This is a genomic window from Zhenhengia sp., from assembly GCF_046966505.1.
Lineage (GTDB): Bacteria > Bacillota > Clostridia > Lachnospirales > Cellulosilyticaceae > Zhenhengia > Zhenhengia yiwuensis.
The window spans coordinates 124481-150354 of the sequence record NZ_JBKVCH010000008.1; the positions used below are offsets into that span (position 1 = coordinate 124481).

General features: G+C 31.0%; 20 protein-coding genes. 19 read left to right on the forward strand and 1 reads right to left on the reverse strand.

Annotated features, from left to right (window positions below; all coding sequences use genetic code 11):
- Positions 1–73 precede the first annotated feature (73 nt).
- The 8 genes from ACLTBU_RS10460 to ACLTBU_RS10495 all read left to right on the forward strand — a co-directional run bounded on the left by ACLTBU_RS10460 (position 74) and on the right by ACLTBU_RS10495 (position 11696).
- Complete coding sequence (locus ACLTBU_RS10460; RefSeq protein ID WP_412218825.1) at positions 74–1123, forward strand: D-alanine--D-alanine ligase family protein; 1050 nt, start codon at positions 74–76, stop codon at positions 1121–1123.
- Positions 1124–1133: 10 nt separating this feature from the next.
- Complete coding sequence (murI, locus tag ACLTBU_RS10465) at positions 1134–1940, forward strand: glutamate racemase (protein ID WP_412218827.1); 807 nt, start codon at positions 1134–1136, stop codon at positions 1938–1940.
- A gap of 100 nt (positions 1941–2040) precedes the next feature.
- Entirely contained in the window at positions 2041–2454 is a 414-nt protein-coding gene (locus ACLTBU_RS10470) for a DUF1934 domain-containing protein (RefSeq protein ID WP_412218828.1), read from the forward strand.
- 49 nt (positions 2455–2503) lie between these two features.
- Positions 2504–3373: a UTP--glucose-1-phosphate uridylyltransferase GalU gene (gene galU / locus ACLTBU_RS10475; protein WP_249332075.1), complete on the forward strand. Its 870-nt coding sequence runs from the start codon at positions 2504–2506 to the stop codon at positions 3371–3373.
- A gap of 485 nt (positions 3374–3858) precedes the next feature.
- The gene (locus ACLTBU_RS10480) at positions 3859–5994 is read left to right on the forward strand and encodes a stalk domain-containing protein (RefSeq protein WP_412218829.1); all 2136 of its coding nucleotides are present in this window, start codon (positions 3859–3861) and stop codon (positions 5992–5994) included.
- A 250-nt stretch (positions 5995–6244) separates the two neighbouring features.
- Entirely contained in the window at positions 6245–7384 is a 1140-nt protein-coding gene (locus tag ACLTBU_RS10485) for a stalk domain-containing protein (protein WP_412218830.1), read from the forward strand.
- A gap of 123 nt (positions 7385–7507) precedes the next feature.
- Positions 7508–9670 carry a stalk domain-containing protein gene (locus tag ACLTBU_RS10490; protein WP_412218831.1) on the forward strand — a complete coding sequence of 721 codons (2163 nt, stop codon included), beginning with the start codon at positions 7508–7510 and terminating at the stop codon, positions 9668–9670.
- A gap of 112 nt (positions 9671–9782) precedes the next feature.
- Positions 9783–11696: an O-antigen ligase family protein gene (locus ACLTBU_RS10495; protein WP_412218832.1), complete on the forward strand. Its 1914-nt coding sequence runs from the start codon at positions 9783–9785 to the stop codon at positions 11694–11696.
- A 49-nt stretch (positions 11697–11745) separates the two neighbouring features.
- Here ACLTBU_RS10495 and ACLTBU_RS10500 read toward each other — a convergent pair whose 3' ends face one another.
- Positions 11746–13143 carry an undecaprenyl-phosphate glucose phosphotransferase gene (locus ACLTBU_RS10500; RefSeq protein WP_412218833.1) on the reverse strand — a complete coding sequence of 466 codons (1398 nt, stop codon included), beginning with the start codon at positions 13141–13143 and terminating at the stop codon, positions 11746–11748.
- Between the two features lie 238 nt (positions 13144–13381).
- On the opposite strand from ACLTBU_RS10500, the gene rfbA reads away from it, so the two are divergent.
- The 11 genes from rfbA (at position 13382) to ACLTBU_RS10555 (ending at position 25851) form a co-directional block, all read left to right on the forward strand.
- On the forward strand, positions 13382–14254 hold the full coding sequence (gene rfbA / locus ACLTBU_RS10505; RefSeq protein ID WP_412218834.1) for a glucose-1-phosphate thymidylyltransferase RfbA: 873 nt from the start codon (positions 13382–13384) through the stop codon (positions 14252–14254).
- Between the two features lie 38 nt (positions 14255–14292).
- Positions 14293–15345, forward strand: coding sequence for a dTDP-glucose 4,6-dehydratase (gene rfbB, locus ACLTBU_RS10510; RefSeq protein WP_412218836.1), 1053 nt, complete (start codon positions 14293–14295; stop codon positions 15343–15345).
- A gap of 51 nt (positions 15346–15396) precedes the next feature.
- Positions 15397–16782, forward strand: a complete 1386-nt coding sequence (locus ACLTBU_RS10515; protein WP_412218837.1) for an ABC transporter permease — start codon at positions 15397–15399, stop codon at positions 16780–16782.
- 18 nt (positions 16783–16800) lie between these two features.
- Complete coding sequence (locus tag ACLTBU_RS10520; RefSeq protein WP_412218838.1) at positions 16801–17988, forward strand: ABC transporter ATP-binding protein; 1188 nt, start codon at positions 16801–16803, stop codon at positions 17986–17988.
- A gap of 2 nt (positions 17989–17990) precedes the next feature.
- Positions 17991–19520 carry a methyltransferase domain-containing protein gene (locus tag ACLTBU_RS10525; RefSeq protein WP_412218839.1) on the forward strand — a complete coding sequence of 510 codons (1530 nt, stop codon included), beginning with the start codon at positions 17991–17993 and terminating at the stop codon, positions 19518–19520.
- A gap of 17 nt (positions 19521–19537) precedes the next feature.
- The gene (locus tag ACLTBU_RS10530; protein ID WP_177671910.1) at positions 19538–20389 is read left to right on the forward strand and encodes a glycosyltransferase; all 852 of its coding nucleotides are present in this window, start codon (positions 19538–19540) and stop codon (positions 20387–20389) included.
- Between the two features lie 2 nt (positions 20390–20391).
- On the forward strand, positions 20392–21492 hold the full coding sequence (locus ACLTBU_RS10535; RefSeq protein ID WP_177671911.1) for a hypothetical protein: 1101 nt from the start codon (positions 20392–20394) through the stop codon (positions 21490–21492).
- Positions 21493–21607: 115 nt separating this feature from the next.
- On the forward strand, positions 21608–23437 hold the full coding sequence (locus ACLTBU_RS10540; protein WP_412218840.1) for a hypothetical protein: 1830 nt from the start codon (positions 21608–21610) through the stop codon (positions 23435–23437).
- A gap of 47 nt (positions 23438–23484) precedes the next feature.
- Positions 23485–24426 (forward strand): glycosyltransferase family 2 protein, encoded by a 942-nt coding sequence (locus ACLTBU_RS10545; protein ID WP_412182139.1) that lies wholly within the window; start codon positions 23485–23487, stop codon positions 24424–24426.
- Complete coding sequence (locus ACLTBU_RS10550; RefSeq protein WP_412182140.1) at positions 24427–24831, forward strand: GtrA family protein; 405 nt, start codon at positions 24427–24429, stop codon at positions 24829–24831. It abuts the gene before it with no gap.
- A 45-nt stretch (positions 24832–24876) separates the two neighbouring features.
- Complete coding sequence (locus ACLTBU_RS10555; RefSeq protein WP_412182141.1) at positions 24877–25851, forward strand: glycosyltransferase family 2 protein; 975 nt, start codon at positions 24877–24879, stop codon at positions 25849–25851.
- Positions 25852–25874: the final 23 nt, after the last annotated feature.

The window sequence follows — 25874 nt, forward strand, 5'->3', positions numbered from 1 at the left end:
GGCAAGTCTTGAATATTTATAATAAAAGTAATACAATTAAATTTAAGCGCATAAGTGAAGGGAGAAAGTAAGAATGAAAGAAAGTGTATTACTCCTATTTGGGGGGCAATCATCTGAACATGAAGTATCTTTAAAATCCGTTACAACTGTAATGAAGCATATAGATCATAATAAATTTGAAGTTTATCCTGTAGGGATTACCAAAGAGGGAAGATGGTTACTCTATACAGGTAATAACCCAGACTTTACCTGCAATAGATGGCAAGAAGTAGGTATTCCAGCTGTTCTTAGTCCAGATGCCACTCAAAGAAGCCTTGTTGTATTAAAAGAGGAAGAAGTACCCGTTTACATTAAAATAGATAAGATATTCCCTGTATTACATGGAAGAAATGGTGAAGATGGTACCGTCCAAGGTCTATTCGAGCTTGCCCAAATTCCATTTGTAGGTTGCGGGGTATTAGCTTCTGCAGTTTCTATGGACAAAGCCTTTACTAAAATCGTCGTAAAAGAAAAAGGTGTACCTCAAGCAAATTTCGTACTTGTTTATGAAAGAGAATTAAAAGACGAAGAAGCAGTGGTGAGCAAAATTGAAGCGGCTTTCCCTTATCCATACTTCATTAAACCTGCGAATGCAGGTTCATCTGTGGGCATTTCAAAAGCAACGAATAAAGCAGAACTTTTAGCAGGTCTTAAACTTGCTTTTGAGCATGACTGTAAAGTGCTTGTAGAAGAGACTATTGTAGGACGTGAAGTGGAGACTGCAGTACTTGGTAATGGTCATATAGAAGTATCAGGTGTAGGTGAAATTTTCTCCGCGGCAGAGTTCTATGATTATGATGGGAAATATAATAACCCAGATTCTAAAACGGTAGTAGATGCAGACTTAGACCCTGCTATTAAAGAGCAAATTAGGCGTTATGCAAAAGATGTATTTGAAGCAGTAGAAGGTAAAGGGATTTCTAGGGTAGACTTCTTTGTTAAAGAAGATGGAGGTATTATCTTTAATGAGATCAATACACTTCCTGGCTTTACTTCTATTAGTATGTACCCAATGCTTTGGAGAGCAACAGGTATAGAGACAAAAGACCTTATTACAAGATTACTAGATTTAGCATGCCTGTAAGGAGAACGTTATGGATAAAAGACCAATAGGCATTTTTGACTCAGGAGTAGGTGGGCTCACTGTAGTTAAAGCTGTCATGGAAAGGCTTAGTAATGAATCAATCATCTATTTTGGTGATACAGCGAGAGTGCCTTATGGAAGTAAGTCAAAAGAGACGGTTACAAAATTTTCAGCACAAATTATTCGTTTTTTACAAACTAAAGATGTTAAAGCCATTATTATTGCCTGTAATACAGTAAATTCGAACTGTATTGAAGAGCTAAGAGCATTATTCCCAGGTCTTCCTATAGAAGGAGTAGTAGAACCGGGTGTACGTATGGCTCTTAAGGCAACAGAGAATAATAAAATTGGTATCATAGGGACAGAGGCGACTGTAGCAAGTGGCAAGTACCCTCAGCTTCTTAAAGCAGAAAGACCAGAGCTTGAAGTGTATGATAGAGCTTGCCCACTTTTTGTACCCTTAGTAGAAGAAGGGTGGGCGCAGCATAAAATCACAAAAGAAGTTATAGAAGAGTACCTACTCCCACTGGCAAGTACAGGTATTGATAGCCTCATTTTAGGATGTACCCACTACCCAATGCTTACTGAGCAAATTGGAAAGGTATTAGGACCTTCTATTAAACTGATTAATCCAGCTACAGAAGCAGCTTTTAATATTAAAAGACTTCTGAAAAGTACAGATAAACAAAGTGATGGGGAGGTTGCTACATATAAATTCTATGTGAGTGATCATCCAAGTCGTATGCAGAAGATGGCTCAAATCTTTTTAGATTATCCCGTTACACAAGTAGAAAAAGTAGATATTGAATCTTACTAAAGTATGATCAAGTAAAGAGAGCATAAAGATGGGGGTGTCATGTTCCGTTAAGCTTAGCGGAGCATCCACTCTCATTTTTGATAGTGCAGAAGGAGAAAATATGCAGAACTTAAAATTAAAACTTGTCACATCTCAGCAGTATGAAGAACATGATAATGTAGATGAAATGATTATAGAGGGGGTAGTAGCAGAACGTAATGGCAGTTCTTACATTACTTTCAAGCAAGTTGACCCTCATTATAATGTAACGATTAACAACTTAGTTAAAATTAAAAATGGCATTGTTTCGATTAAACGCAGTGGAGCCCTTGAATCTACTATGGTTTTTGACGTAGAGAAACCTTATGCAACCCATTATGAGACACCTTATGGTAAACTTAATATTTATGTGACCACGCATAAAATTGAAAGTGAAATATCAGAGAAAGATGTAAAATTAAAGATAAAATACGAAATGATGATGCAAGGTAAAAAAATAAGTGATAATATATATTGTATTGAGAGAGTAAAGTAAAGTGTTATAGGGGAAAGCAAAGAAAAAGAGGATAAAAGAGGTTTGAAAGATGAAAATTAAAAAAGCGATTATACCAGCGGCAGGGCTAGGGACAAGATTTTTACCAGCGACTAAAGCACAACCTAAGGAGATGCTTCCAATAGTGGATAAACCAACTATCCAGTACATTGTAGAGGAGGCGGTAGCTTCTGGTATTGAAGATATTATTATTGTTACAGGTAGAACGAAAAAGTCTATTGAAGACCATTTTGATAAGTCTGTAGAACTTGAGATGGAACTTGAGAAGCATGGTAAAGATGAACTTCTTGAGATTGCAAGATCCGTATCTGAAATCGCCAATATTTATTACATTAGACAAAAAGAGCCAAAAGGGCTTGGACATGCAGTACTCACTGCAAAAACTTTTATTGGGGATGAGCCTTTTGCAGTTTTACTAGGGGATGATGTGATTACATCAGAAGTACCTTGCTTAAAGCAAATGATGGATATGTATGAACAATATGAATCAACTATCTTAGGGGTTCAGACAGTGGCAGAAGACCAAGTGAATAAATATGGTATCGTGCAAGGGGCACAAGTTGCTGATAGAATGTATACAGTAGAAAATATGGTAGAGAAGCCAAAAATCGGAGAAGCACCTTCTAATGTGGCGGTTCTTGGTCGTTACATTATTACACCAGCTATTTTCCCATTACTTGAGAAACAAGAAGCTGGTGCAGGTGGTGAGATTCAGCTTACAGATGCACTTTGTAAATTAGCTGGGCAAGAGAAAATGTATGCTTATGACTTTATTGGCAGACGTTATGATGTAGGAAGTAAGATTGGTTTCCTACAAGCTACTGTAGATTTTGCACTTGATCGCGCTGATTTACGTGATGAATTTATGACTTATTTAAAGGAAGTTGTAAGTAAAGCATAAGATCAAATACCATAACTTGCCTGTTGATAAGAAAGACAAGGTTTCGTTATAATAGGGGGGAATCAAGCATTATCCCCTTAAATAACCCATAACTCTTATAAAGAGTTATGGGTTATTTTTTATATCTTAATTAAATTTTTACTACCATTTAAATTTTTAAGTAATTATTACGAAATATTAAATGGGACAAGGGATAAGAAAAAATTTCCATATTGTAATTGCTTAGGGGATACCCCTTGAAAATACAAGGGAAAACCATAATTGGTTAATGTTGGTAGGTTACATAAATATTACAATGTGGCAAAAAAGCTTGATAATACTTGGATATATCTTGTATAATCGGACTGTGAAACAAAAAAGATGTGCAATTTACAAGGTGTTTTATTTTATTATAAATATATTAAAAAATATTAAATAAATATTACAAAACATTACATACACATAACCTTGTAATTGCCTAACGACAACTTAAGGGAGGCTTAATTATGAAATTACGTCAAAAATTAGCTATGGTATTAGCTGCAGCTATGGTAGTAACAGCAGTACCAGTAACAACAATGGCTAAGTCAACAAATGAAATGAATAAAGTAGTATCTATCGTAGAAGGTACTATTTTAGATGCAGCTAAAGGTGTTGCATTAGATATGAAATTTGATGCAAATCAAACAACTCAAGATACAACAACAACATTCTTCTTAAAAACAGAAGATTTTGAGTTTGATAAAGATGCTTATACAACAGCTAATCAAACAACAGGTGTATACGTAGATGCAACAACAGGTCTTAAAGTAGAAATCTTATCAAAAACAGAAGCTAAAGTAACAGTACCAGTAAAGGTAGCTGGAAATAAAGTTTCTATTCCTGTATATGGTAAAGTATTAAAAGGTAACCCAGCAATCGTTGTAGATGGTGAAGATTCACTTGCAACTTCTGGCAAATATTCTCTTGCAACAGGTGAAGTTGTAACAGATAAAACATTAACAGTAAAAGCTGGTACAGTTAAAAATATCTCTATTGATGGTGAAGGTCAAATTGCAGATATCATTATTGAAGAAAAAGTAGCAGGTGGTCTTCAAAATGATGCAATTATCACAGTTTCTCTTCCAAATAGCTCAGATCTTAACTTTAAAGAGGTTTCTACTCTTGAAGTAGAAGAACTTAGAGGCCTTGCAGGACAAGATATTAAGGTTGTAGATGCAAAATTAGATGATGATGCAAAGACTCTTGAACTTAAAGTGAGTGGTATTACATCATCAGTATCAAGAGGTGGTATCAAAATTAAAGGTATCCAAGTAGAAGCTGAAAATGCTAAATATGATGTAAAAACTGGCGAAGTTAAAGTAACAGTTAAAGCTGAAAAAATGGATGAAACTAAATTAGTAGTTGCTAACGTAACAGATTTCGGTGTTAAACTTAATATTAAAGAAGAAGTAGAAGTTGTAGCTGGTAAAGATGGTAAAACTGTACAAGTAACATTAGAAGAAAATGCCATTGCTAGCTTAAACCAACGTCAAGACATCTACTTCGACATTGAAGGTGCAACAATTACTTCAAAAGATATTAAAATCGTTGAAGGTAAAGAAGGCGTTGTAACAGCAGAATTAGATGCTAAAAAAGAAAATGTTATCGGTCTTGTTTTAGATACAGCTAAAATTGACCCAGCTAAAGCAAATAAAATTGTATTTGAATTTGAAGTAGAAGGTAAAGTTGCAGATGCAGGTGATATTACATTAACAGCATCAAGCAGAAGTTTTGAAGAAGATATTCAAATTAAACTTGGTACAGTTAAAGAAGCTGTTAAAGTAGAAGCGGCTCCAATGACGGTTAAAGTTGGTCTTACAGATCAAAAAGGTGGTAAAGTAGTCATTACAGAGACAGAAGCTGAAATGTTACCACGTGGTAAAGAAATTGTTGTTGAGGTTGCTAAAGGAAGTAAATCAGGTATCACTGTAACAGATGCTAAAGTAGAAGCAGAAGATATTCAAATTAAAAATGTAAAAGTTAAAGATGGTAAAATCTTCTTCACAATCGATAGAACATCTGATGAACTTGGTAAAATCACAATCTCTGATATTACAGTAGATACAGATAGAACTGTTCCAGAAGGAAAATTTGATCTTACAGTTGGTGGGGATGCTATTTCTAAACATACTGATGATGTAATCACAGTAGAAGATTTCTTCGTAGTAGGTACTCCAAATACAGAAGACAACACAACTAATGGTCTTAAAAAAGGTACAGGTATCTTTAAAGTTGGAGAAAGAAAATACACAGTAAATGGTGAAGTGAAAGAGATGGACGCAGCACCATACGTTGCTAAATCAAATCGTGTAATGGTACCAGTTAAATATGTATCAGACGTATTTGGTGTAAATGGTAAAGATGTGTTATTCTCTAAAGAAAATGGTGGAACAATCACTATCTTTGCTGGTAATCGCGTACTTCAAGTAGTAAACGGAAGTAATATTGCACTTGTAAATGGTGTTAAAGTTCCTATGGATGAAAAAGTGACAATCATCGATGGTAGAACATACGTACCAGTAGGTGAAATGGCTAGACTATTAAACGTAGAAGTTGAATGGTCAAACGAAACAAAAACAGCTACATTTACAAATAGATAACTTTAATAAATAACTACCCCTTCAAAAGAGGCATAGGCTTAAGTCCTATGTCTCTTTTTGTTATAGAGAAGGTAGAATAATAGGTGGAGTTTTTTAGGAATTTAGATAAGAAGAGGATACATTAATATTGTTTTAATATTAATGTAATATTAAGTTTTGACTACAATAGTTGAATAACTGCAAAGTCAATAATATACTTGTATTAATCAAAGAAATTAATCTAGTGATTTTACATGAGGAGGCAATGATAATGAAAATAAGAAGTAAAAAAATCATGGCAGTACTTATGGCAAGTGCTATCGGAACAGGCGCATTTGCAGTAAGTGCAGCAAACCTTACAAAAAATGTACAACTTCGTTATAACAATATTAATGTTAAAGTAGATGGAGAGCATAAAATGCCCAATATGGAACCATTTTTTATTGGAGATTCTGTATATGTATCACTTCGTGACGCAGGCCAATTAATTGGAAGTCAAGTAAACTGGAATGGCACTACAAATACAGTAGAAATCAATACCAGTACTAGTGCTCATTCAGCACTTGAAGCAGAACTTGCGGCTAGAAATCATGAACTTGCAGTAGCTAAATCAGAAATACAAAAAATGCAAGTTAAAATTGAGCAATATGAGAAAAAATTAGGGATTACAGATAAAGAAGACAATAAACAAGATAATGAACAAGAAGATGTGACTGTAGAGTTTGCAAAAGTCTTAGAAGAAGCACTTAAAGAATTAGAGAAAGAATATGATGATCGCTATAATATAGAGTGGGACTTAAGCCTTAAAGGGGATGAGGATAAATTAGAGTTTAAAATGAGTTATGATAGTATGAAGTTTGGTGATGAATTTAAAGATATTTCAAAAGCTAACCTAGAGAAAATGGCAAAAGATATTATGAAAGATATTCAAAAAGAATGCGGTGATATTAAAGTTGAAGGTGAAATTTACGATAAGAGGGAAAAAGTAGAAAAAGCAACATTTACAATATCTGCAAAAGGAAGTTTTAGATTTGAGTACAAAGGAAATAGTGAATTTAGTGCAGAAGATATTAAAAAGTATACAGAATTTATAAAAAATAAATATGATAATTTTCCATCTTTAAATTTGGGTGGACTTTTTGATGGTGGTTCAATACGTATACGTAATATGACTATTAAGGAAGATGATTCAGATTTGGAAATTGAGATTTACACAGATTATGCTAATTTAAGTATAGCTAAAAGAGCGTGGAATGAGATGGATGGAACAGCTAAAAATAAACTAGAGAGTTATTTAGAAGATATTCAAGATGATGTAGAAACAGAATTTGATACAGATGCTACTGTATATGTATTGAATGAAAGTAAAGATGTTATTGCAACTTACGATACACGTCTAAAATTAAACTAAAATTTATTACAAGAAAGTTACAATTACATTTAGTAGATTGACTTTGAAAATATACACATATATAATTTACTATGAAATGGAAAGTTATATAATGAATTATAATTATGAAGGGGGACGTTAATCATGAAATTACGTCAAAAATTAGCTATGGTATTAGCTGCAGCTATGGTAGTAACAGCAGTACCAGTAACAACAATGGCTAAATCAACAAATGAAATCAGTAAAACTATTTCTGCTGTAGAAGGCACAGTAGTAGAAAAAGATGAATTATTCTTAACAGTAGATATTGAAGGAACATCAAATGGAGATACTGTTTTCTTCTTAACTACAGAAGCATTTGAATTCAATAAAGATGAATATACAACTGCTGGTCAAACAACAGGTGTATATGTAGCAGGTAATGTTAAAGTAGAAATTTTATCAAAAACTGAGGCTAGAGTAACTGTAACAGGTGACAAAGCAGCTCAAATTCCTGTTATTGGTAAAGTTAAAAAAGGAACTCCAGCAATCATCGTTGATGGTCAAGATTCAGTCGTTACATCTGGAAAATATACTTTAACAGCATCAGAAATTGCTGGAGATAAAGTATACGTAGCTACAGCTGGTGATGCAAAAAATGTTTCTATCGAAGGTGTAGGTGAAATCGCTGATATCACTATCGAAGAAAAAGTAGCTGGTTCATTCTACAACGATGCAGATGGCGTTAAATTCGAAATTGAATTACCAAACAGATCAGATTTAGAATTTGATGGTACTGTAGATGTAGAAGGTAAAAGAGGTCATGCTAACACAACATTAAAAGCAGATGGTAAAGTAACAAATGATGGTAAATCTTTAATCGTAACTGTAACAGGTTTTGATTCAGATGCACAAAGAGGTTCAATCGTACTTAAAGGTATCGGTGTTAAACCAGAAAATCCAAGAGAAGATTGCTCAATTGGTGAAGTAAAAGTTGATGTAAAAGACGTAGTAGCATCAGGTAAATCAGAAAAACTTGCTAAAACAGAATTAGTAGTAGCTAACGTTGCAGACTTTGATATCAATATCTCTGTAGTAGATGACAAAAAAGTTGAATTAGTAGGCGGTAAAGAAGCTAAAAAAGTTAATGTAAAATTAAAAGAAACAGCTATCGACAGCTTAGATGCTAAGAGAGATGTTTACTTCACAGTAGAAGGTGCACATGTTACTACAGGTACAGCTGTTACTGTAAAAGTAAATGATACAGAGAAAAAAGGTGCAGCAACAATTAATGAAAAAACAGGTGAAATTACTTTAGATACAAGTGTAATTGAAAAAAATAAAATCAACACAATTACAATGGAATTTGAAGTATATGCAGATGTAAACCAAAATGGTCCAATTACAATTACTGCAGAGAGTAGAGGATTTGAAGAAGCGCTTAAAGCAGAAATTGGTACTGTAAAAGCTCCATTCAAAGTAGCATCAGAAGCTATGACAGTTAAAGTTGGTCTTCAAGGTCAAGTAGGTGGTAAAATCACTATTGCTGAAACAGAAGAAGAAATGTTCGATAGAGATGAAGTGTTCTACGTTGCTCCAACAAAATACTTCTCAATTGAAGATGCAAAAGTAGAAGTTACAGAAGGTGACCTTGAAATTGAATCAGAAGTACAAAAAGATGGAACAATTAAAGTTACAGTTAAGAGACCATCTGATGAAGCTTCTACAATCACAATTTCAGGTGTTGAAGTAACAACAGACAGAATGGTTCCAGAAGGTTCATTCGACGTAGAAATCTACGGTGAAGCTATCTCTGAAATGAACGTTAAAGGTCATCCAGGATACGACAAAGACGATGAAGAAAAAACAGATGCAATCACTGTTAAAGACTTCTTCGTAGTTGGTACAAAAAATACAGAAGACCTTCCAAATGCTGCTGCAGCTAAAGAAATCGTATTAACAGTTGGTAGCACAGCTTACACAGTAAACGGTGAAGCTAAAACTGCTGATGCTGCTGCATACATTGATGCAAATAACAGAACTATGGTTCCAGTTAAATTTGTAGCTGAAGAATTTGGTAAAGTTGACTTTGGTACAATCAATGGTGTTGGTACTGTAACAATCTTCAAAGATGGTTCTGTACTTCAATTCCAAAATGGTTCAAACATCATGCTTAAAGATGGTGTTAAAATCCCTATGGATACAAAAGTTGTAATCACTAAAGGTAGAACATACGTACCATTTAAATATGTTGCAGACGGTCTTGGAATCGGCTACAGCTTCGATGCAGCTACAAAATCAATTACTTTCACAAACCAAGTAAAATAATTTTGTGATAATGAATTATAAAAAAGGTACTCCTTAGGGAGTACCTTTTTTGCTTACTTTTATAAAATTATGTTATAATAAACTCATTATGAAAAATAAAGAGGTGATACAGTTGGAAAAAGTCAAGGAAAGTCAGGGGAGATACCAATTTAATTTCTCTTGGTTGTGGTATATACCTATTATGATAGGTGTAGGCATCATACCATTAATAATGAGGATGACCATAGTAGATATTACAGATCAAGAGTATGCAGATTTGTTTAATCAGGTGCAAATTGTAGATATATTTTCTCAATATAAAGCAGGCAGTATACTAGGTATTGCTGCTGTGATGTTAATTATGCTCTTTTTATCATTTAATAAGAAGGATTTAAAAGTAGATAAAGGTTTTAAGATAATGAGTATAGGGGTTGGAATATATCTGATTTTTACTGTTTTATCAGGTGTTTTATCTCAGCATCAAGATATAGCTTGGTGGGGAGCTGCAGATAGAGCAGAAGGAACTGTTGTGTTATTAGCCTATATAGTGATGATGTATTATACATATTATATGGTACAGAAGAAAGAAAATATACAATTAATACTTATACCTCTAGGAATTTTGACGTGTATTGTGGCTATACTGGGCATTTGTCAATATGTTGGGAAGGATATTGTTTTGACAACCGATTTTGGGAAAAATTTAATTGTTCCTGAAGCCTATGCACAGTATAGAGAAGGGTTAAGTGGCGTACATGGGCCGGGAAAGATGTATGGAACAATGTACCATTATAATTATGTAGGGAGTTTTGGAGCACTCATCGTACCAATCTTTTTAACGCTCTTTTTGTTTACGCATAATATAAAATATAGAGTAGTATTTGGAGGGCTTACAGTATGTGGTGTTATTGTTCTCCTAGGAAGTACTTCTAGAGCGGGGCTTATTGGTGCGGGACTTACAAGTGTGGTGTTTGTTATTGTATTTTGTAAGAGGATTTTAAAATCTTGGAAATGGATTGTACCTATTGCAGGGATAGGACTAATAGGGGTGATTGTTTTAAATAGTGCACTAGGTGGAAAACTTTTTGCTAGAATCCCAAGTTTAATCTCAGATGCCATACAGCTTGTGCAAAGTCCTTCAGAACAAGAAGACTTAAAACAAAAATTACCCATTCAGGGACTACAGGAAAGTGAGAATGAGGTTATCTTAAAAACGTCTCAAGGAGATATGGTTATTCGTTCAGCTGGGCAGGAAAAAGCAGAAGAACAAACACTAATTTTCCAAGATATAGAGGGAAATGTAATTCCTAATATATTAGATGGGGAAACATACCGATTTGAGGACGAACGATTTATACATATTACAATAGATAGACGTACAGAACTATCTGAAACGGCAAGTAAATGGCTTGTTGAATATGATAAAGAGCGTATTTTTTATTTAGGTGTAGAGCAAGATGAAGTATATTATGTGAATCCGATTACATATGAAAGAGATGTATTAGAAGACCCTAAACAGATAGGCTTTTATGGAAAAGAACGCTTAGGTTCAGCTAGAGGATATATTTGGTCTAGAAGTTTACCTTTACTAAAAGATACATTAATAACAGGATATGGAGCAGATAATTATGCTTTATATTTCCCACAAGATGATTATCTTGGGAAATGGTATGCTTATGGCACAACGAATATGATAGTGGATAAACCTCATAATCTCTACTTACAAATTGCACTGAACCAAGGTGTAGTTGCTTTAGTAGGTTTTATGATTTTAATAGGTACGTATATAGTACAAAGTATAAAGCTTTATGCTTGTAGAAAAGGCTATAGTGAATTCGAGATAATAGGAATAGCATTCTTTTTAGGTATTATAGGTTATTTAGGAGCAGGCATTTTCAATGACTCTGTAGTATCTGTAGCACCTATCTTTTGGATATTATTAGGTACGGGTATGGCTGTTAATTTTATTATTCAAAAAGAAAGAAGAGATTATGAGAAAACATTAGAGCATGCGACTATTTTGATGAAAAATAAGAAGCATATATAAGAATAGAAGCCCTCAAAAATTATTTAAACATAATTTTTGAGGGCTTTTTCTAATAAGCATTTTTATTAACAAATCCTTTGAAAATCGTAAGAATGATAATTTTTAAATCGAAGCTAAAGGTCCAGTTTTCTATATAGTAAAGGTCGTGTTCAATACGTTTTTTAATGGAGGTATCGCCTCTATAGCCACATACTTGTGCCCAACCTGTAATACCTGGGCGTACCTGATGTTTGATCATATAACGAGGAATAGTTTCCTTAAATTGATCTACAAAGTAAGGGCGTTCCGGTCTTGGACCTACCACGGACATATCTCCTTTGAGAACGTTAAAAAACTGAGGTAATTCGTCAATGCTTGTTTTACGCATAAAGCTTCCCCATTTGGTCTTACGAGGGTCATTTTGAGTAGTCCATTTATCCCTTTCTTCTTCAGTAGTCTGAACGCGCATAGAACGAAATTTATACATATTAAAGTTTTTTCGGTTTAGTCCTACACGTTCTTGTTTATAAATAATAGGACCTGGAGAGGAAAGTTTAGTCATAATTGCTGCAAAGAGTAATAATGGGCTTGTTAGAATAAGAGCTACCAAAGCAAAAATAATATCAAAGCTACGCTTAAAGAAGTTTTTAAACACATTATCTAAAGGAACGTGACGTATATCAATCACAGGTAAGCCATCTAAATCATCCATATAAGGTTTGGCAGGTATATATTTATGGTAATAAGGAATGATCTGCGTTTTAACACCTGACTTCTCACAAGCTTGAAGAATATGTCTTAGTTCACTTAGGTCTGCTCCAGAGACTCCTATAATCACGATATCAATAGCTTTTTCAGATAGGATTTTTTCGAGCTCTATAGTATTCCCTATTATAGGATGTCCTTTAAATTTTTTGTGATGATTAAGGGAAGAAGTGATAATACCGACGATATTATAGCCCCAGTGTTTATTTTTTTTGACTTTATCAATAAAGAGAGCACTGCTATCGGTAGCACCTATAATAAGACAATGCTTTAGATTATAACCTTTGCGTCTATATTTTTTAAGAATGATACGAATTACCAATCTACTAGACATAGTAAGTATAGTATTAATGATAAAAAATAACACAAGAGATTTTCGAGAATAATCTACAATCTTGAAGATAAATAAGCCTACCATGATAAAGATAGCACATAAAATATTCGTTTTAGCAATTGCAGAAAGCTCTACATGAAGGGGTTTAGTGCGCCTTGTACTATAAATATCAAATATATTATAGAAGATAAGGTAGAGTGGCATTGAGAGTAATATAGGACGTAAGTTCTGTTGAAATGTAAGTGAATGAATACCATCAGCCATTTGGTAAAAGCGTATGTAATAAGCGATTAAAAATGAAATAAGTATAACCATTAAATCTAGAAAGACTTGTAGTCTATTTAGATATTTTTGATTTTCACGGATCATAATAAGAAGACTCCTTTAAAACATGATAGATATTATTATACTATATGTGATAAATAAGTACAAAATAATACATGTGCCAAATAAATGTAAATTAATTGTAATATTTAACTGTAGAAATTTAGGAAAAAAAGCCGAAGGATATTTTAAAATATGCTATAATAAAGGAATAAAAGTATGATTTTAGATATATAAAATTTATGGATTTATATATGTAAATAGAGAATAAAAGGAGTGACTTATGAAAGGCATTATTTTAGCAGGGGGATCGGGAACGAGACTTTATCCAATTACAAAGGCAATATCAAAACAGATTTTACCTATTTATGATAAACCTATGATTTATTATCCTCTTTCAACACTTATGTTAGCAGGAACAAGGGAAGTACTGATTATTTCTACACCTAGAGATTTACCAGTCTATAAGGAATTATTAGGAGATGGTAGTACATTAGGCATGAGAATTGAATATGCCGTGCAAAATGAGCCTAAAGGGCTTGCGCAGGCATTTACAATAGGGGAAAACTTTATTGGACAGGATAAAGTCGCACTTGTATTAGGGGATAATATTTTCTATGGGAAAGGTTTTACAGGAGCGCTTAGAAAGGCATCAGAGCTTGAAGAAGGAGCTGTAATCTTTGGGTACTATGTAAGTAATCCTCATGCCTTTGGAGTGGTAGAATTTGACCAAGAAGGAAATGTTGTTTCATTAGAAGAAAAACCACAAAAGCCAAAATCTAACTATGCTATTCCGGGACTTTATTTTTATGATAATGATGTTGTAGAAATCGCAAAGGGCATCCAACCTTCATGGAGGGGAGAGCTCGAAATTACTTCTATTAATGAAGAATACCTGAAAAGAGGTAAGCTTAAAGTGGAACTCTTTGGACGTGGGATGGCTTGGCTTGATACAGGAACATGTGAAGGGCTTACAGAAGCGAGTAGTTTTGTACAAGCAGTTCAAAAAAGACAAGGGTTATACATAGCATGTATTGAAGAGATTGCTTATAGACAAGGGTGGATTAGTAAGGAACAATTAATAACATTAGCTGAGCCTATGGCTAAAACAGAGTATGGTCAATATATGATGCAAATAGCACAGATGGAACAATAAATTTTTGAGAAAACTAAAAAGAAAAGAGGCATTTTGATATGAAAAATATATTAATAACAGGCGGAGCAGGATTCATAGGAACAAACTTCGTTAAACATATGCTTAGTACATATGATTATAATATTGTTAATTTAGATGCACTTACATATGCAGGTAACTTAGAAAATTTAAGAGATATAGAGAATAATGAAAGATATACCTTTATTAGAGGAGATATTGCGGATGTACAGCTTGTAGATGAAATCTTTGCAAAATATAAGATTGATACAGTTGTAAATTTTGCTGCAGAATCTCATGTAGATAGAAGTATTGAAAATCCAGAGATATTCTTAATGACTAATGTACGTGGTACACAGGTTTTATTAGATGCAGCAAAAAAACATTGGAAAGTAAATCCTCATGATAAATACTGCCGTGAGTTTAAAGAAGGTGTAAAGTACCTACAAGTTTCTACAGATGAAGTATATGGTACACTTGGTAAAACGGGTATGTTTACAGAAACAACACCTCTTGCACCGAATAGCCCATATTCAGCATCTAAAACAAGTGCAGATCTTTTCGTAAGAGCTTATCATGAAACATTTGGTATGCCAGTCAACATTACAAGATGTTCTAATAACTATGGACCATACCAATTTCCAGAAAAACTTATTCCACTCATGATTAATAATTGTCTTAAGGGTCAGCAGCTTCCTGTATACGGAGATGGTATGCAGATTCGCGATTGGCTTCATGTAAAAGATCACTGTACAGGAATTGATACTGTGCTTCATAAAGGTAAAGTTGGTGAAGTTTATAATATTGGTGGTAACAATGAAAAAGCTAATATTGAAATTGTTAAATTAATCATTGAAAACCTTGGTAAATCAGAAGAGATGATTAAATATGTTCAAGATAGGCCAGGACATGATAGACGTTATGCCATTGACAATACTAAAATTACTACTGAATTAGGATGGAGTCCAAGTTATACATTTGAACAAGGTATTAAAGAGACAATTGAGTGGTATCTTACAAATCAAGACTGGATGGAGAAAATTGTATCTGGTGAATATATGAGTTATTATAAAGAAATGTATACTGGAGTTTAGGGGGGGTAAAGATACAGTGGCGACTTTAAAAAGATAAAGGAGGTAGGTAGAGTGAAAGAGAAAATAATAAAAAGAAGTGTATACATATTAACACTAGTTATTATAAGTGTACTTGTCTTAATTAATATAAGATTTGATTATAAAGCAGATATAACTCTTTACTATGATTTGATAGGTGAGCAACAAGATATATATCAGGTGTTTTATAGTGTTGATGGAGAATGGAATGAAGAGATGTCTATAAAACAAGAATATGTACAAGACAACATTATACAAAAGATGTCTTTTGAAATTCCAAAGAATACTAAATATATTAGGATAGATTTAGGAAGTAAAGGATATAGTTCAAAACTCTCCAATATATATATAAAATATGGATGGGAAAAAATTAGGTTATATGATTATCTTGCTAATTTAGAAATTACTGATATAAAAAGTTTAAATAACATTAAAGATATTTATGAAGAGAATAATGTCATAAATATAGAAGTAAATGGTTTAGATCCATACCTAATTATTAAGTTAGATAATCAGCTAGCGGGTATAATTAGTCAGATAGATAAAAATATAAATCTTCTGATGAAGTTGATGGTATGTATTGTTATTATCTTCATGTTAGAAGTAGTAAGAAGAAAAGTTAAGAATATAATTGTTTTGATGAAAGATATTAATGCAAATAAAAAAATAATGTGGAAACTTGCATTAAATGACTTTAAAAATAAATATACAGGGTCTTGCTTAGGTATAATATGGGCGTTTATTCATCCTGTAGTAATAGTGGCAGTATACTGGTTTGTGTTTCAAGTGGGATTTAAATCACAGCCAGTAGACGATTTTCCTTTTATATTATGGTTAGTAGCAGGAATTGTCCCTTGGTTTTTCTTTAATGAGGCTATCATGAATGCAACAAATTCTATGTTAGAGTATAGTTATTTAGTTAAAAAGGTAGTTTTTAAAATAAGTATTTTGCCTATAGTTAAGATTTTATCTTCTTTATTTGTACATTTATTTTTTATAGGATTTACTATACTTCTATTTATGATATATGGGTATAGGCCAACAGTGTTTACTATACAAGTTTTCTATTATAGTATTTGTCTAATTATATTTATTTTGGCAATTAGTTATTTTACTAGTGCAGTAGTCATCTTTTTTAAAGATTTGAGTCAAATTATTGCAATTTGTTTACAAGTAGGAATGTGGGCTACTCCTATTATGTGGAGCTATAATATGATTCCTACTAGTTATCAATGGATACTTAAGCTAAATCCACTTTATTACATAGTGGAAGGGTATAGAGATTCTTTGATTAATCATATATGGTTTTGGGAGAGATATAATCAGACAATTTATTTTTGGTTGATAACAGCGGTGTTATTTGTAATAGGAACTTTAACATTTAAGAGATTAAAGGTTCACTTTGCAGATATATTATAGGAAGGATGTCAATATACGATGAGTATATCTATTGAGATTACTAATTTAAGTAAGATGTATAAGTTATATGCTACACCTAATGATAGGTTAAAAGAGGCATTAAGTATAGGTAAAAAAAAGCGCTATAAAGAATATTTTGCATTAAAAAATATTTCCTTTAATGTACAACAGGGAGAAATGTTAGGTATTATAGGAACAAATGGTGCAGGAAAATCAACACTATTAAAGATTATTACAGGAGTCCTTAATCAAACAGAAGGTAGTATGAGGATAAATGGTAAGATATCAGCGATATTAGAATTAGGTGCAGGGTTTAATCCTGAATATACTGGAATAGAGAATATATATTTAAATGGAACTGTGCTTGGGTATACAAGAGAAGAAATGGATGCAAAGATTGAAGACATTGTAAATTTTGCAGATATTGGGGGATTTATTCATCAACCTGTAAAGACCTATTCAAGTGGTATGTTTGCTCGACTTGCTTTTGCTGTAGCAATTAATGTAGAGCCAGATATTCTAATTGTAGATGAAGCTTTAGCAGTGGGAGATTTAGATTTTCAATTGAAGTGTATGAGTAAATTTAACGAATTCCGAGAAAAGAAAAAAACAATTTTATTTGTATCACATGATATTAATAGTATAAAAAGATATTGTGATAAAGTAATTTGGCTTAAAAATGGTAAAATAGAAGCTCAAGGTGATACTGATTATGTAACAGATAAGTATCTAGATTTTCTAAAGAAAGATGAGAGTGAGAAAATTCAAGAAACAAATTATATTAAAGCGTCAGATATAGCTCAAATTACAGATATCTGTATTATAGATAGTGAAGGGAATAAAACAACAGAAGTAGAATTTGGAAGTAAAATCCAGGTTAAGATGGAGTTCGAAGTTAAGAAAAAAATAGGTGATATAGTTGCAGGTATTGCTATAAAAACAATAGATCATAAATATATATGTGGTTTAAATACATTGCTTGATGGTTATAATTTTGATTACAATATAGGAAAAAATATTATTATACTAGAGTATAAAAGTATTAATTTGATAGGTGGAAGTTATTACTTTGATGCTGCAATATTTGAAAGTAATGCGCATGTTCCTATAGATCATCAAGTCAGACTTATGGAATTTTTTGTGCGAACTCCATATATAGGGGAGGGAGAATTCATATTAGAACATGAATGGAAGAAGGAGATATAAAAATGAAGTATGATTTCGAATTAGATATGAATAATACTAATACAAACTCCATCATTATTAATCAAATAGACTCCAATACACGTGTCTTGGAATTTGGCCCTGCTACAGGAAGAATGACAAAGTATCTAAAAGAGTATCTAAATTGTGAAGTATATATTGTAGAGATAGACAAAGAAGGATTTAATAAATCAATTAATTTTGCAGTAGATGGAATAAATGATGATATAAGTAACCTGAATTGGTATACAAAATTTAGATCTATAGGATTTGATTACATTATTTTTGCAGATGTATTAGAACATCTTATTAATCCAGAACAAATATTAAAGAAAAGTAAAGAATTACTGAAAGAAGATGGAAAGATAATTATTTCTTTACCTAATGTAGCACATGATGCTGTAATGATAGATTTAGTGAAAAATAAATTTAGATACAGGCAACTAGGTATTTTGGATAATACACATCTGAGATTTTTTACTAGGGATAGCATTAATGAATTATTTGAAAAAGTAGATTTAGCTATTATAAGAGAAGAAGCAATTTACAAAGAGCCATCAGAAACTGAATTTGGAAATTCTTATAATGATATTTCTAATATCTTAAAGAGAGAATTGATGAGTAGGAAATATCATAATGTTTATCAATTTATTTTTACTATATTAAAAGGTGATTATTATAGAAGACATATAGATGTAATTGATAAGTTAAATAATATCAAAGAAGATATATCAAGTTATATTCTTAAGATTTCTTATGAAGATAGTGAAGGGTTTAAAATAAGTAGTTATCTACAAAGGGTTATAAATATAGGAGATAATACATTAGAATTAAAATTTGAGTGCAATAGAAAGATTAAAAATATTATAGTTGAATTTCCTACTCCAAAGTGCCTATGTAAGATCTATGAAACTTATATTAATGGTGATTATATTGATCCAAGTAGTATTAATAATAATGCATCTACCTATGTAGATAATTATTTTTGCTTTAATAGTAATGTTAATGGACAAGTTCAATTTAGCTTTTTTGAACATATAAATGAGTTTAGTATTAAATTTTATTATGAAGATCTTTGCGATTATGAAAATCTATTACAACAATATACACTCCTTCTCAATAAGATTAAATTACAATATATAGAAAGCAATAGTAAAGAAATTAACTTAAATAAAATAATAGAAAATATTAAACTAGAGGCTAGAGAGAGCGCACAGTATAATGAAGAACTTAGTAAACAAATAGATAAGCATAAGAAAAGTTTGCTTGAATGTGAGAAGAATATAGAAACATTAGAATTACAGGTGAAACATCAAACAGAGCAAGCACAAGTAATGGAGAAAAAGCTAACAAAACAATTAACAGAGGCAGACGAGGTTAATAAGAATTATTCTAAAGTGATTAAAGAACAAGAAGACATAATAGAGCTTTTGAATAAAAAATTAGAAGAAGAAGTCGAGAAAAACTTAAAACTAGTAAAAAATATTGAAGAAATACAACATAAATGGTATTTCAAAATATTTGGAAGTAAATAAGGGGAAAAGGTAAAACAATGGGAAAAGTAAGTATAATAATGCCTTGTTTTAATGATGGACTCTATATAGAAGAGGCAATAGAGACAGTATTAAATCAAACTTATAAAGATATTGAACTTATTATAATTAATGACGGTTCGACAGATGAATTGACAAATAGAATTCTTAATACAACACAATGGCCAAGTCAGGTTAAAGTAATACAGAGTGGTGGGATAGGCCCTGCTGGAGCTAGAAATTTAGGAATTAAAACTGCTACAGGAGAGTATATTCTACCAGTGGATTCTGATGATAGAATCGATCCCACATATATTGAAAAAGCAGTAAAGATTATGATAGATAATCCACGTGTAGGAGTCGTATACTGTCAGGCGGAATTATTTGGAGAGCAGACTGGGAGATGGGATTTGCCAAACTATTCATTAGAAAAAATGTTGTTAGATAATATTGTGTTTGTAACAGCTATGTTTTATAAAAAAGATTGGGAAGCTGTAAATGGATTCAATGAAAAAATGAAAAATGGGATGGAAGATTATGATTTTTGGCTTTCTTTATTAGAGATTGATAGGGAGATTTATCAAATTCCAGAAGTACTATTCTATTATAGAATAAAACCAATTTCTAGAACTACAAGATTTCAAAAAAGTATGGATCAAGTAGTAGAAACTTACAGGCAAATATATCTTAATCATCCTATTTTATATAGTAAGTATAAAGATTTATATGCGAATATTTTAAGAGATGAGTTAATTCATCAATTGTTTTTAAATAGAGCTTTAAAAGAAAGTATATCTTATATTGAGTATCTAGATAAATTTCCTAGATTAAAAAAGATAATTAATTATTTTATGGTTAAAAGGAGTAAGTAAAAATGATTATAAGTACCTCAATATGTGCAAATTACTTGCCAAAAGCAGCGGTTCTCGCTAAGTCAATTAAAGAACATATTAAAGATGCAACAGTTGTAATTTCTTTAGTAGAAAAGGAAATACCAGATTATGCACTTCAAAACAAGGATTTTGATTTAGTAGTATTAGCTAAAGACTTAGGATACGGAAATTTTGATAGATTTATATTTAAACATAGTATTGTAGAAGCATCAACAGCAGTGAAAGGACAACTCTTTACATATCTATATGAAAGATTTCCAGAAGAAAATGAATTTGTATATTTAGATCCAGATGTTAAGGTATACTCAGATTTTCTAGAACTCAAAGAAATGTTGAAAGAAGAGCCTATTATTGTATGTCCGCATTTGCTGGAACCAGGTAATATTGATATGGAGCTTAGTAGTACAGCACATGGGGTGTATAATTTAGGATTTTTAGCAGTAAATAGAAGTGAAGAAGCTCAAAGATTTATTAAATGGTGGACTGATAGATTACATCTTTTTTGTTATGATGATATTCAAAAGGGAATTTTTACAGATCAAAAATGGATTGATTTAGCACCTTGCTTCTTTGATGTGAAAATCCTTAAACATAAAGGATATGATTTTGCTACATGGTCTTTAATGAATAGTCAAGTTAATGAAAGAGATGGTCAAATTTTCATTGGTGAAGACCCACTAAGGTTTATACATTTTTCTGGTTATGATTCGGGTACAATAGATTGGGCTATTAAAGAATGGCTACCAAATCCAGAAAGTAATCCTTTTGTAGATCTTTACAAAGTATATGCTAGTGAAATGGAAGTAGCAGGACAATCTAAGATGGGTAAATATCCATGGGGATATCAATGTTATATTTCTGGTGAAAAAGTAGATAACAAGGTAAGAATAGATTATAGAGGAAATTATGATTTACAATTTAGTATAGAAAATCCTTTTGAGTATAGTAATGAATGGTTTATGCAAAAACAAGGAGAAAAGAAAGTAGAAAATCCTTCTACCATAGATAGAATAATAAAGGTATTTAATGAGGAAGGTATAAGTGGAGTGTTAAAGAAAGCTTATGGTAAAATAAATAAATAGATTAATTTAATTTTATAAATGAGCTAGTTATATGGTAATATATTAGCTCATTTATAAAATCTATAAAAGATATATAGATATTTATAAGCAATATAAAATGTAAAGGAGCAAATAAGTGAAAAATGTACTAAATAATAAATCAACAATTGGTTTAATAAGTATATTAATAATGTTTGTAGTATTATTTAACATTCTTTCGGGAATAAATTTTATGAAAATATTATCGATTTTTTTTATTTTGGTATGTTTAATTTTGTTGATAAGAATAAATATATATCATAAAGATATATCAATAAGAATTGATAAATATAAATTACTAGCAATTAGTTTTTTAGTATTAACATATTTACCTATATTAACAAATGGATTTTATTTCCATGATGATTATATAAATTTTATGGGTCATAACATAAACTTTTTTAACTTCTCATTAACACAAGCTAGACCTATTACGGGATTATTTACAGATTTAATGAGCTTTATAACAGTCAATAATTCATATTTTTTGCGTTGGATTAGTATATTGGGATTAATTTTTTATTTAATAAGCCTTTATAATATTATTTTTAAATTGACAAGAAATCAATTAGGTGCTTTTTGTATTAGTTTAGTACTTAGTACTATAATTCCTATTATAAATGTAGTATCTTATGGCAGTATGTTTATTTATAGTTGGTCATTTGTATTTGCACTCATTTCGGTTCAATATTATATGGAAGCTATAAAAGGATTAGGTAATAAAAACTATAAGCACTTAATAAAAGGATTAGTAGCAACAAGTATTTTAATTATATGTAGTAATCTTATATATCAAGCTACTAGTACAGTAGCATTTTTAGGTTTAACTTTATATATTATTTTTAATAAAGAAAAATTAGATTATATAGGTAGATATAAAAATTATATTTATTATATCGGGTATATAGTAATATTTATTAGTTCAACTGGTATTTATTATATAGGGTATAGGCTAACGATGAGATATTTCCAAATATATTTAATGCAAAGAGGAGATATTATATTTAGCATAAAAGAATTAATAGAGAAAATTCAATGGTTTATAGGAATAGTCTTTATTGAAAATATTAAACAACTTATTTCATCTGTATTAGGAACTGGTTTATTTTTAGAAAAATGGCAACATTATACTTTAAGTTTTACAAATAAAGATATAGGGATACTATTAATAATATTTATTTTCTTAACTATATTTTATGGATGTATTAAAGTCGTTAAAAAATCTGGAAGTGGTATAAATGGTTTGTTATTAATTGTTTGTATGGGACTATCATACTATGTTTTTATAATACTTAAGGAAAATAGCTATACGTCTTATTATTCAGTAGGATTATGCAGTATTTTATTAGTTGTATGTATCTATTCATTTTATAGTTTAACAAAAAAGTTTTTTAGGATAGATATAAGAAATAAAATATATAAAGTGGTGCCTGTATTAATATGTTTTTATATGTTGATTAATGCAAATACTTATATCAGAGATTTTTGGGTGGGTTATAATGAATATGGATATACTTACTTAAAAAATCAAATTTTGGATACTAACCCAACAGAAAGAATACATTTATATGGAAGTTTATATCCTGGACAAGCAGATGTATACACAATAAACGCAACACGCATGGCCTTTAAAGAATTAGGTATTAATGGAGATGAAATTACTATAACGACATCTAGCAATAAAGAATTTATAGAAGTTCTTTCTATTGAAACATATAATACTATAGTTCCCTACCTTGTTGAAGAAGAAATAAAAACTCTAAATGAATTATATATTTTAAATGAAAACTTTGGGTTGTACACAATTGACTATGCTAAATTGGATAAAGACAACAGAGATAAGTTGAAAGCTATCTTTGAAAAGAGTGGAATATTACCGAATGAAACAATACCTACTATTAATCTTAATAATGTATATCGATTCTAATTACAAGAAACTAAGATTTAAAAATAAACTAATTAGGGAGAAGAGACATGTATTTATTAAGTTGTATAATACCTTGTTATAATGAAGAAGATGTATTACTAATGTTTTACGATAAAATTACATCAACTTTAAAGATGATAGATTATGAATTAATTTTTGTGAATGATGGAAGTAAGGATAATACATTAAATATCATAGAAGAACTAAGTATAAAAAATAATAGGGTAAAGTATATATCTTTTTCAAGAAACTTTGGCAAGGAAGCAGCTATGTTGGCAGGTTTAAAAATGGCAGAAGGAGAAAATATTGCTATTTTGGATGCAGATTTACAGCATCCTCCTGAAAAAATATTAGAAATGTTAAAAGCATTAGAAGAAGGTTATGATATAGCTGCAGCTAGGAGAGTAAATAGAGTAGGTGAAGGAAGAACAAAGAGCTATTTTTCGAAGAAATTCTATAAAATTATTAATAAGTTAGTAGATATAGAAATTGAAGATGGAGCACAAGATTTTAGAATTATGAAGAGAAAAGTGGTAGACAGCATTATTAGTATGCCAGAATATCATAGATTTTCTAAGGGGATTTTTAGCTGGGTAGGGTTTAAGACAAAATGGTTTGAACATGAGAATATAGAAAGGCCAGTAGGAGAGAGTAAGTGGTCTTTTTGGGGACTATTTAAATATGCGATAGAAGGAATTGTAGCATTTTCAACAGTTCCGTTAAGGATTGCATTAGTAACAGGTGTACTTACATCGATGCTAGGGTTTATATATGGATTTTATTTAATAATTAGGACTTTAATAGTTGGAGTAGATTGGCCTGGATATGCTTCCCTTATGGCTGGGGGACTGTTTGTGGGAGGGCTAATTCTTTTAACTATTGGTATACTAGGGGAGTATATTTCCAGAATCTATATAGAAGTAAAACATCGACCTATCTATATTATAGATAAAACAAATATAGTATGCTTTAATAAAGAGGAACAGTAAATGAAAACAATACTTAATATAGTTAATACATATAAAGAAGTTATTCTATATATAGTAGTAGGGGCATTAACTACTTTGGTGAATCTAATAATATTTGTTTTCGCAAGAAATCTTAATATAGAGTTAATAGGTGCAAACACAATGGCCTTTATTGGAGCGGTATTATTTGCATATATAGCTAATAATAAGATTGTTTTTAAAACTAATAAAAAAGTTGAATTAAAAGAGGAGATATTTAAATTTATAAAGTTTTCTTCTCTTAGAGTTGGAAGTTTTTTATTAGAAACTATTTTATTGCTAATATTAGTTCCAATAGTGTCTTATGAATTAATTTGTAAGTTAATTATTTCTTTTTTAGTTATTATTTTGAATTATATAATTAGTAAAAAGATTATTTTTAAATAAGGATAGGATAAAATTATTTGGTTAAAAACAAGGAAAGTGATATAAATGATATCAATAATAATACCTAATTATAACGGAAAAAGATACTTGAGGACGTGTATTGATTCTATATATAGTATTATCAAAGTATTAGATGAACAAATTGAGTTCATTATTATTGATAATGCTTCGACAGATTCTACTTATGAATGGATTGCTCAACAGTATCCTAGTATCTTTTTTAAGCAACTAGAATACAATTATGGATTCAGCCGAGCAGTTAACGAAGGGATTAGATTAGCTCAGGGTGAATATATACTTCTACTTAACAACGATACAGAGATACAGGCAGGTTTTTTAGAAGCATTATTAGGTGTAATTCAAACAGATAAATCTATTTTTGCAGTATGTAGTCAGATGATTCAATATCACAATCAAACACTGATTGATGATGCAGGTGATGAATATAATTTACTAGGATGGGCTTATAAGAGGGGAGATGGACAGGTAGTAGATACATATAACAAAAGAGAACGAATATTTTCTGCCTGTGCAGGTGCAGCACTATATCGTAAGTCTATCTTTGAGAAAATAGGTTACTTTGATGAGAATTTCTTTGCTTATATGGAAGATGTAGATATCTCTTATCGAGCTCTTATACATGGTTATAAAAATATGTATTGTCCTGAGGCAAAAGTTTTACATATAGGAAGTGCCACATCTGGAAGTAAGTATAATGCGTTCAAAGTGAGATTAGCAGCTAGAAATAATATCTATGTTCCTTATAAAAATATGCCATTCTTACAGCTCATAATCAATATGCCATTTTTACTTGTAGGCTATTTAATTAAATATATGTTCTTTGTGAAAAAAGGTTTTGGAAAAGAATACAAAGAAGGCTTTCTAGAGGGATTAAGAACATTAAAGAAGGTAGATAAAGTTAAATTTGAATGGAAAAACATAGGGCATTATCTTTATATAGAGTGGTTATTAATTAAGAATACAATGGGTTATATAAGTATTAAAGTGTTTCGTAGATAGGTATTATAAACATGATAATGAGG

Coding starts and splice junctions, on each gene's coding strand:
- rfbA (WP_412218834.1), top strand. CDS start 13,382: ATGAAAGGCATTATTTTAGCAGGGGGATCGGGAACGAGACTTTATCCA.
- murI (WP_412218827.1), top strand. CDS start 1,134: ATGGATAAAAGACCAATAGGCATTTTTGACTCAGGAGTAGGTGGGCTC.
- ACLTBU_RS10530 (WP_177671910.1), top strand. CDS start 19,538: ATGGGAAAAGTAAGTATAATAATGCCTTGTTTTAATGATGGACTCTAT.
- ACLTBU_RS10470 (WP_412218828.1), top strand. CDS start 2,041: ATGCAGAACTTAAAATTAAAACTTGTCACATCTCAGCAGTATGAAGAA.
- ACLTBU_RS10480 (WP_412218829.1), top strand. CDS start 3,859: ATGAAATTACGTCAAAAATTAGCTATGGTATTAGCTGCAGCTATGGTA.
- ACLTBU_RS10520 (WP_412218838.1), top strand. CDS start 16,801: ATGAGTATATCTATTGAGATTACTAATTTAAGTAAGATGTATAAGTTA.
- galU (WP_249332075.1), top strand. CDS start 2,504: ATGAAAATTAAAAAAGCGATTATACCAGCGGCAGGGCTAGGGACAAGA.
- ACLTBU_RS10500 (WP_412218833.1), bottom strand. CDS start 13,143: ATGATCCGTGAAAATCAAAAATATCTAAATAGACTACAAGTCTTTCTA.
- ACLTBU_RS10525 (WP_412218839.1), top strand. CDS start 17,991: ATGAAGTATGATTTCGAATTAGATATGAATAATACTAATACAAACTCC.
- ACLTBU_RS10535 (WP_177671911.1), top strand. CDS start 20,392: ATGATTATAAGTACCTCAATATGTGCAAATTACTTGCCAAAAGCAGCG.
- ACLTBU_RS10490 (WP_412218831.1), top strand. CDS start 7,508: ATGAAATTACGTCAAAAATTAGCTATGGTATTAGCTGCAGCTATGGTA.
- ACLTBU_RS10555 (WP_412182141.1), top strand. CDS start 24,877: ATGATATCAATAATAATACCTAATTATAACGGAAAAAGATACTTGAGG.
- ACLTBU_RS10485 (WP_412218830.1), top strand. CDS start 6,245: ATGAAAATAAGAAGTAAAAAAATCATGGCAGTACTTATGGCAAGTGCT.
- ACLTBU_RS10460 (WP_412218825.1), top strand. CDS start 74: ATGAAAGAAAGTGTATTACTCCTATTTGGGGGGCAATCATCTGAACAT.
- rfbB (WP_412218836.1), top strand. CDS start 14,293: ATGAAAAATATATTAATAACAGGCGGAGCAGGATTCATAGGAACAAAC.
- ACLTBU_RS10550 (WP_412182140.1), top strand. CDS start 24,427: ATGAAAACAATACTTAATATAGTTAATACATATAAAGAAGTTATTCTA.
- ACLTBU_RS10545 (WP_412182139.1), top strand. CDS start 23,485: ATGTATTTATTAAGTTGTATAATACCTTGTTATAATGAAGAAGATGTA.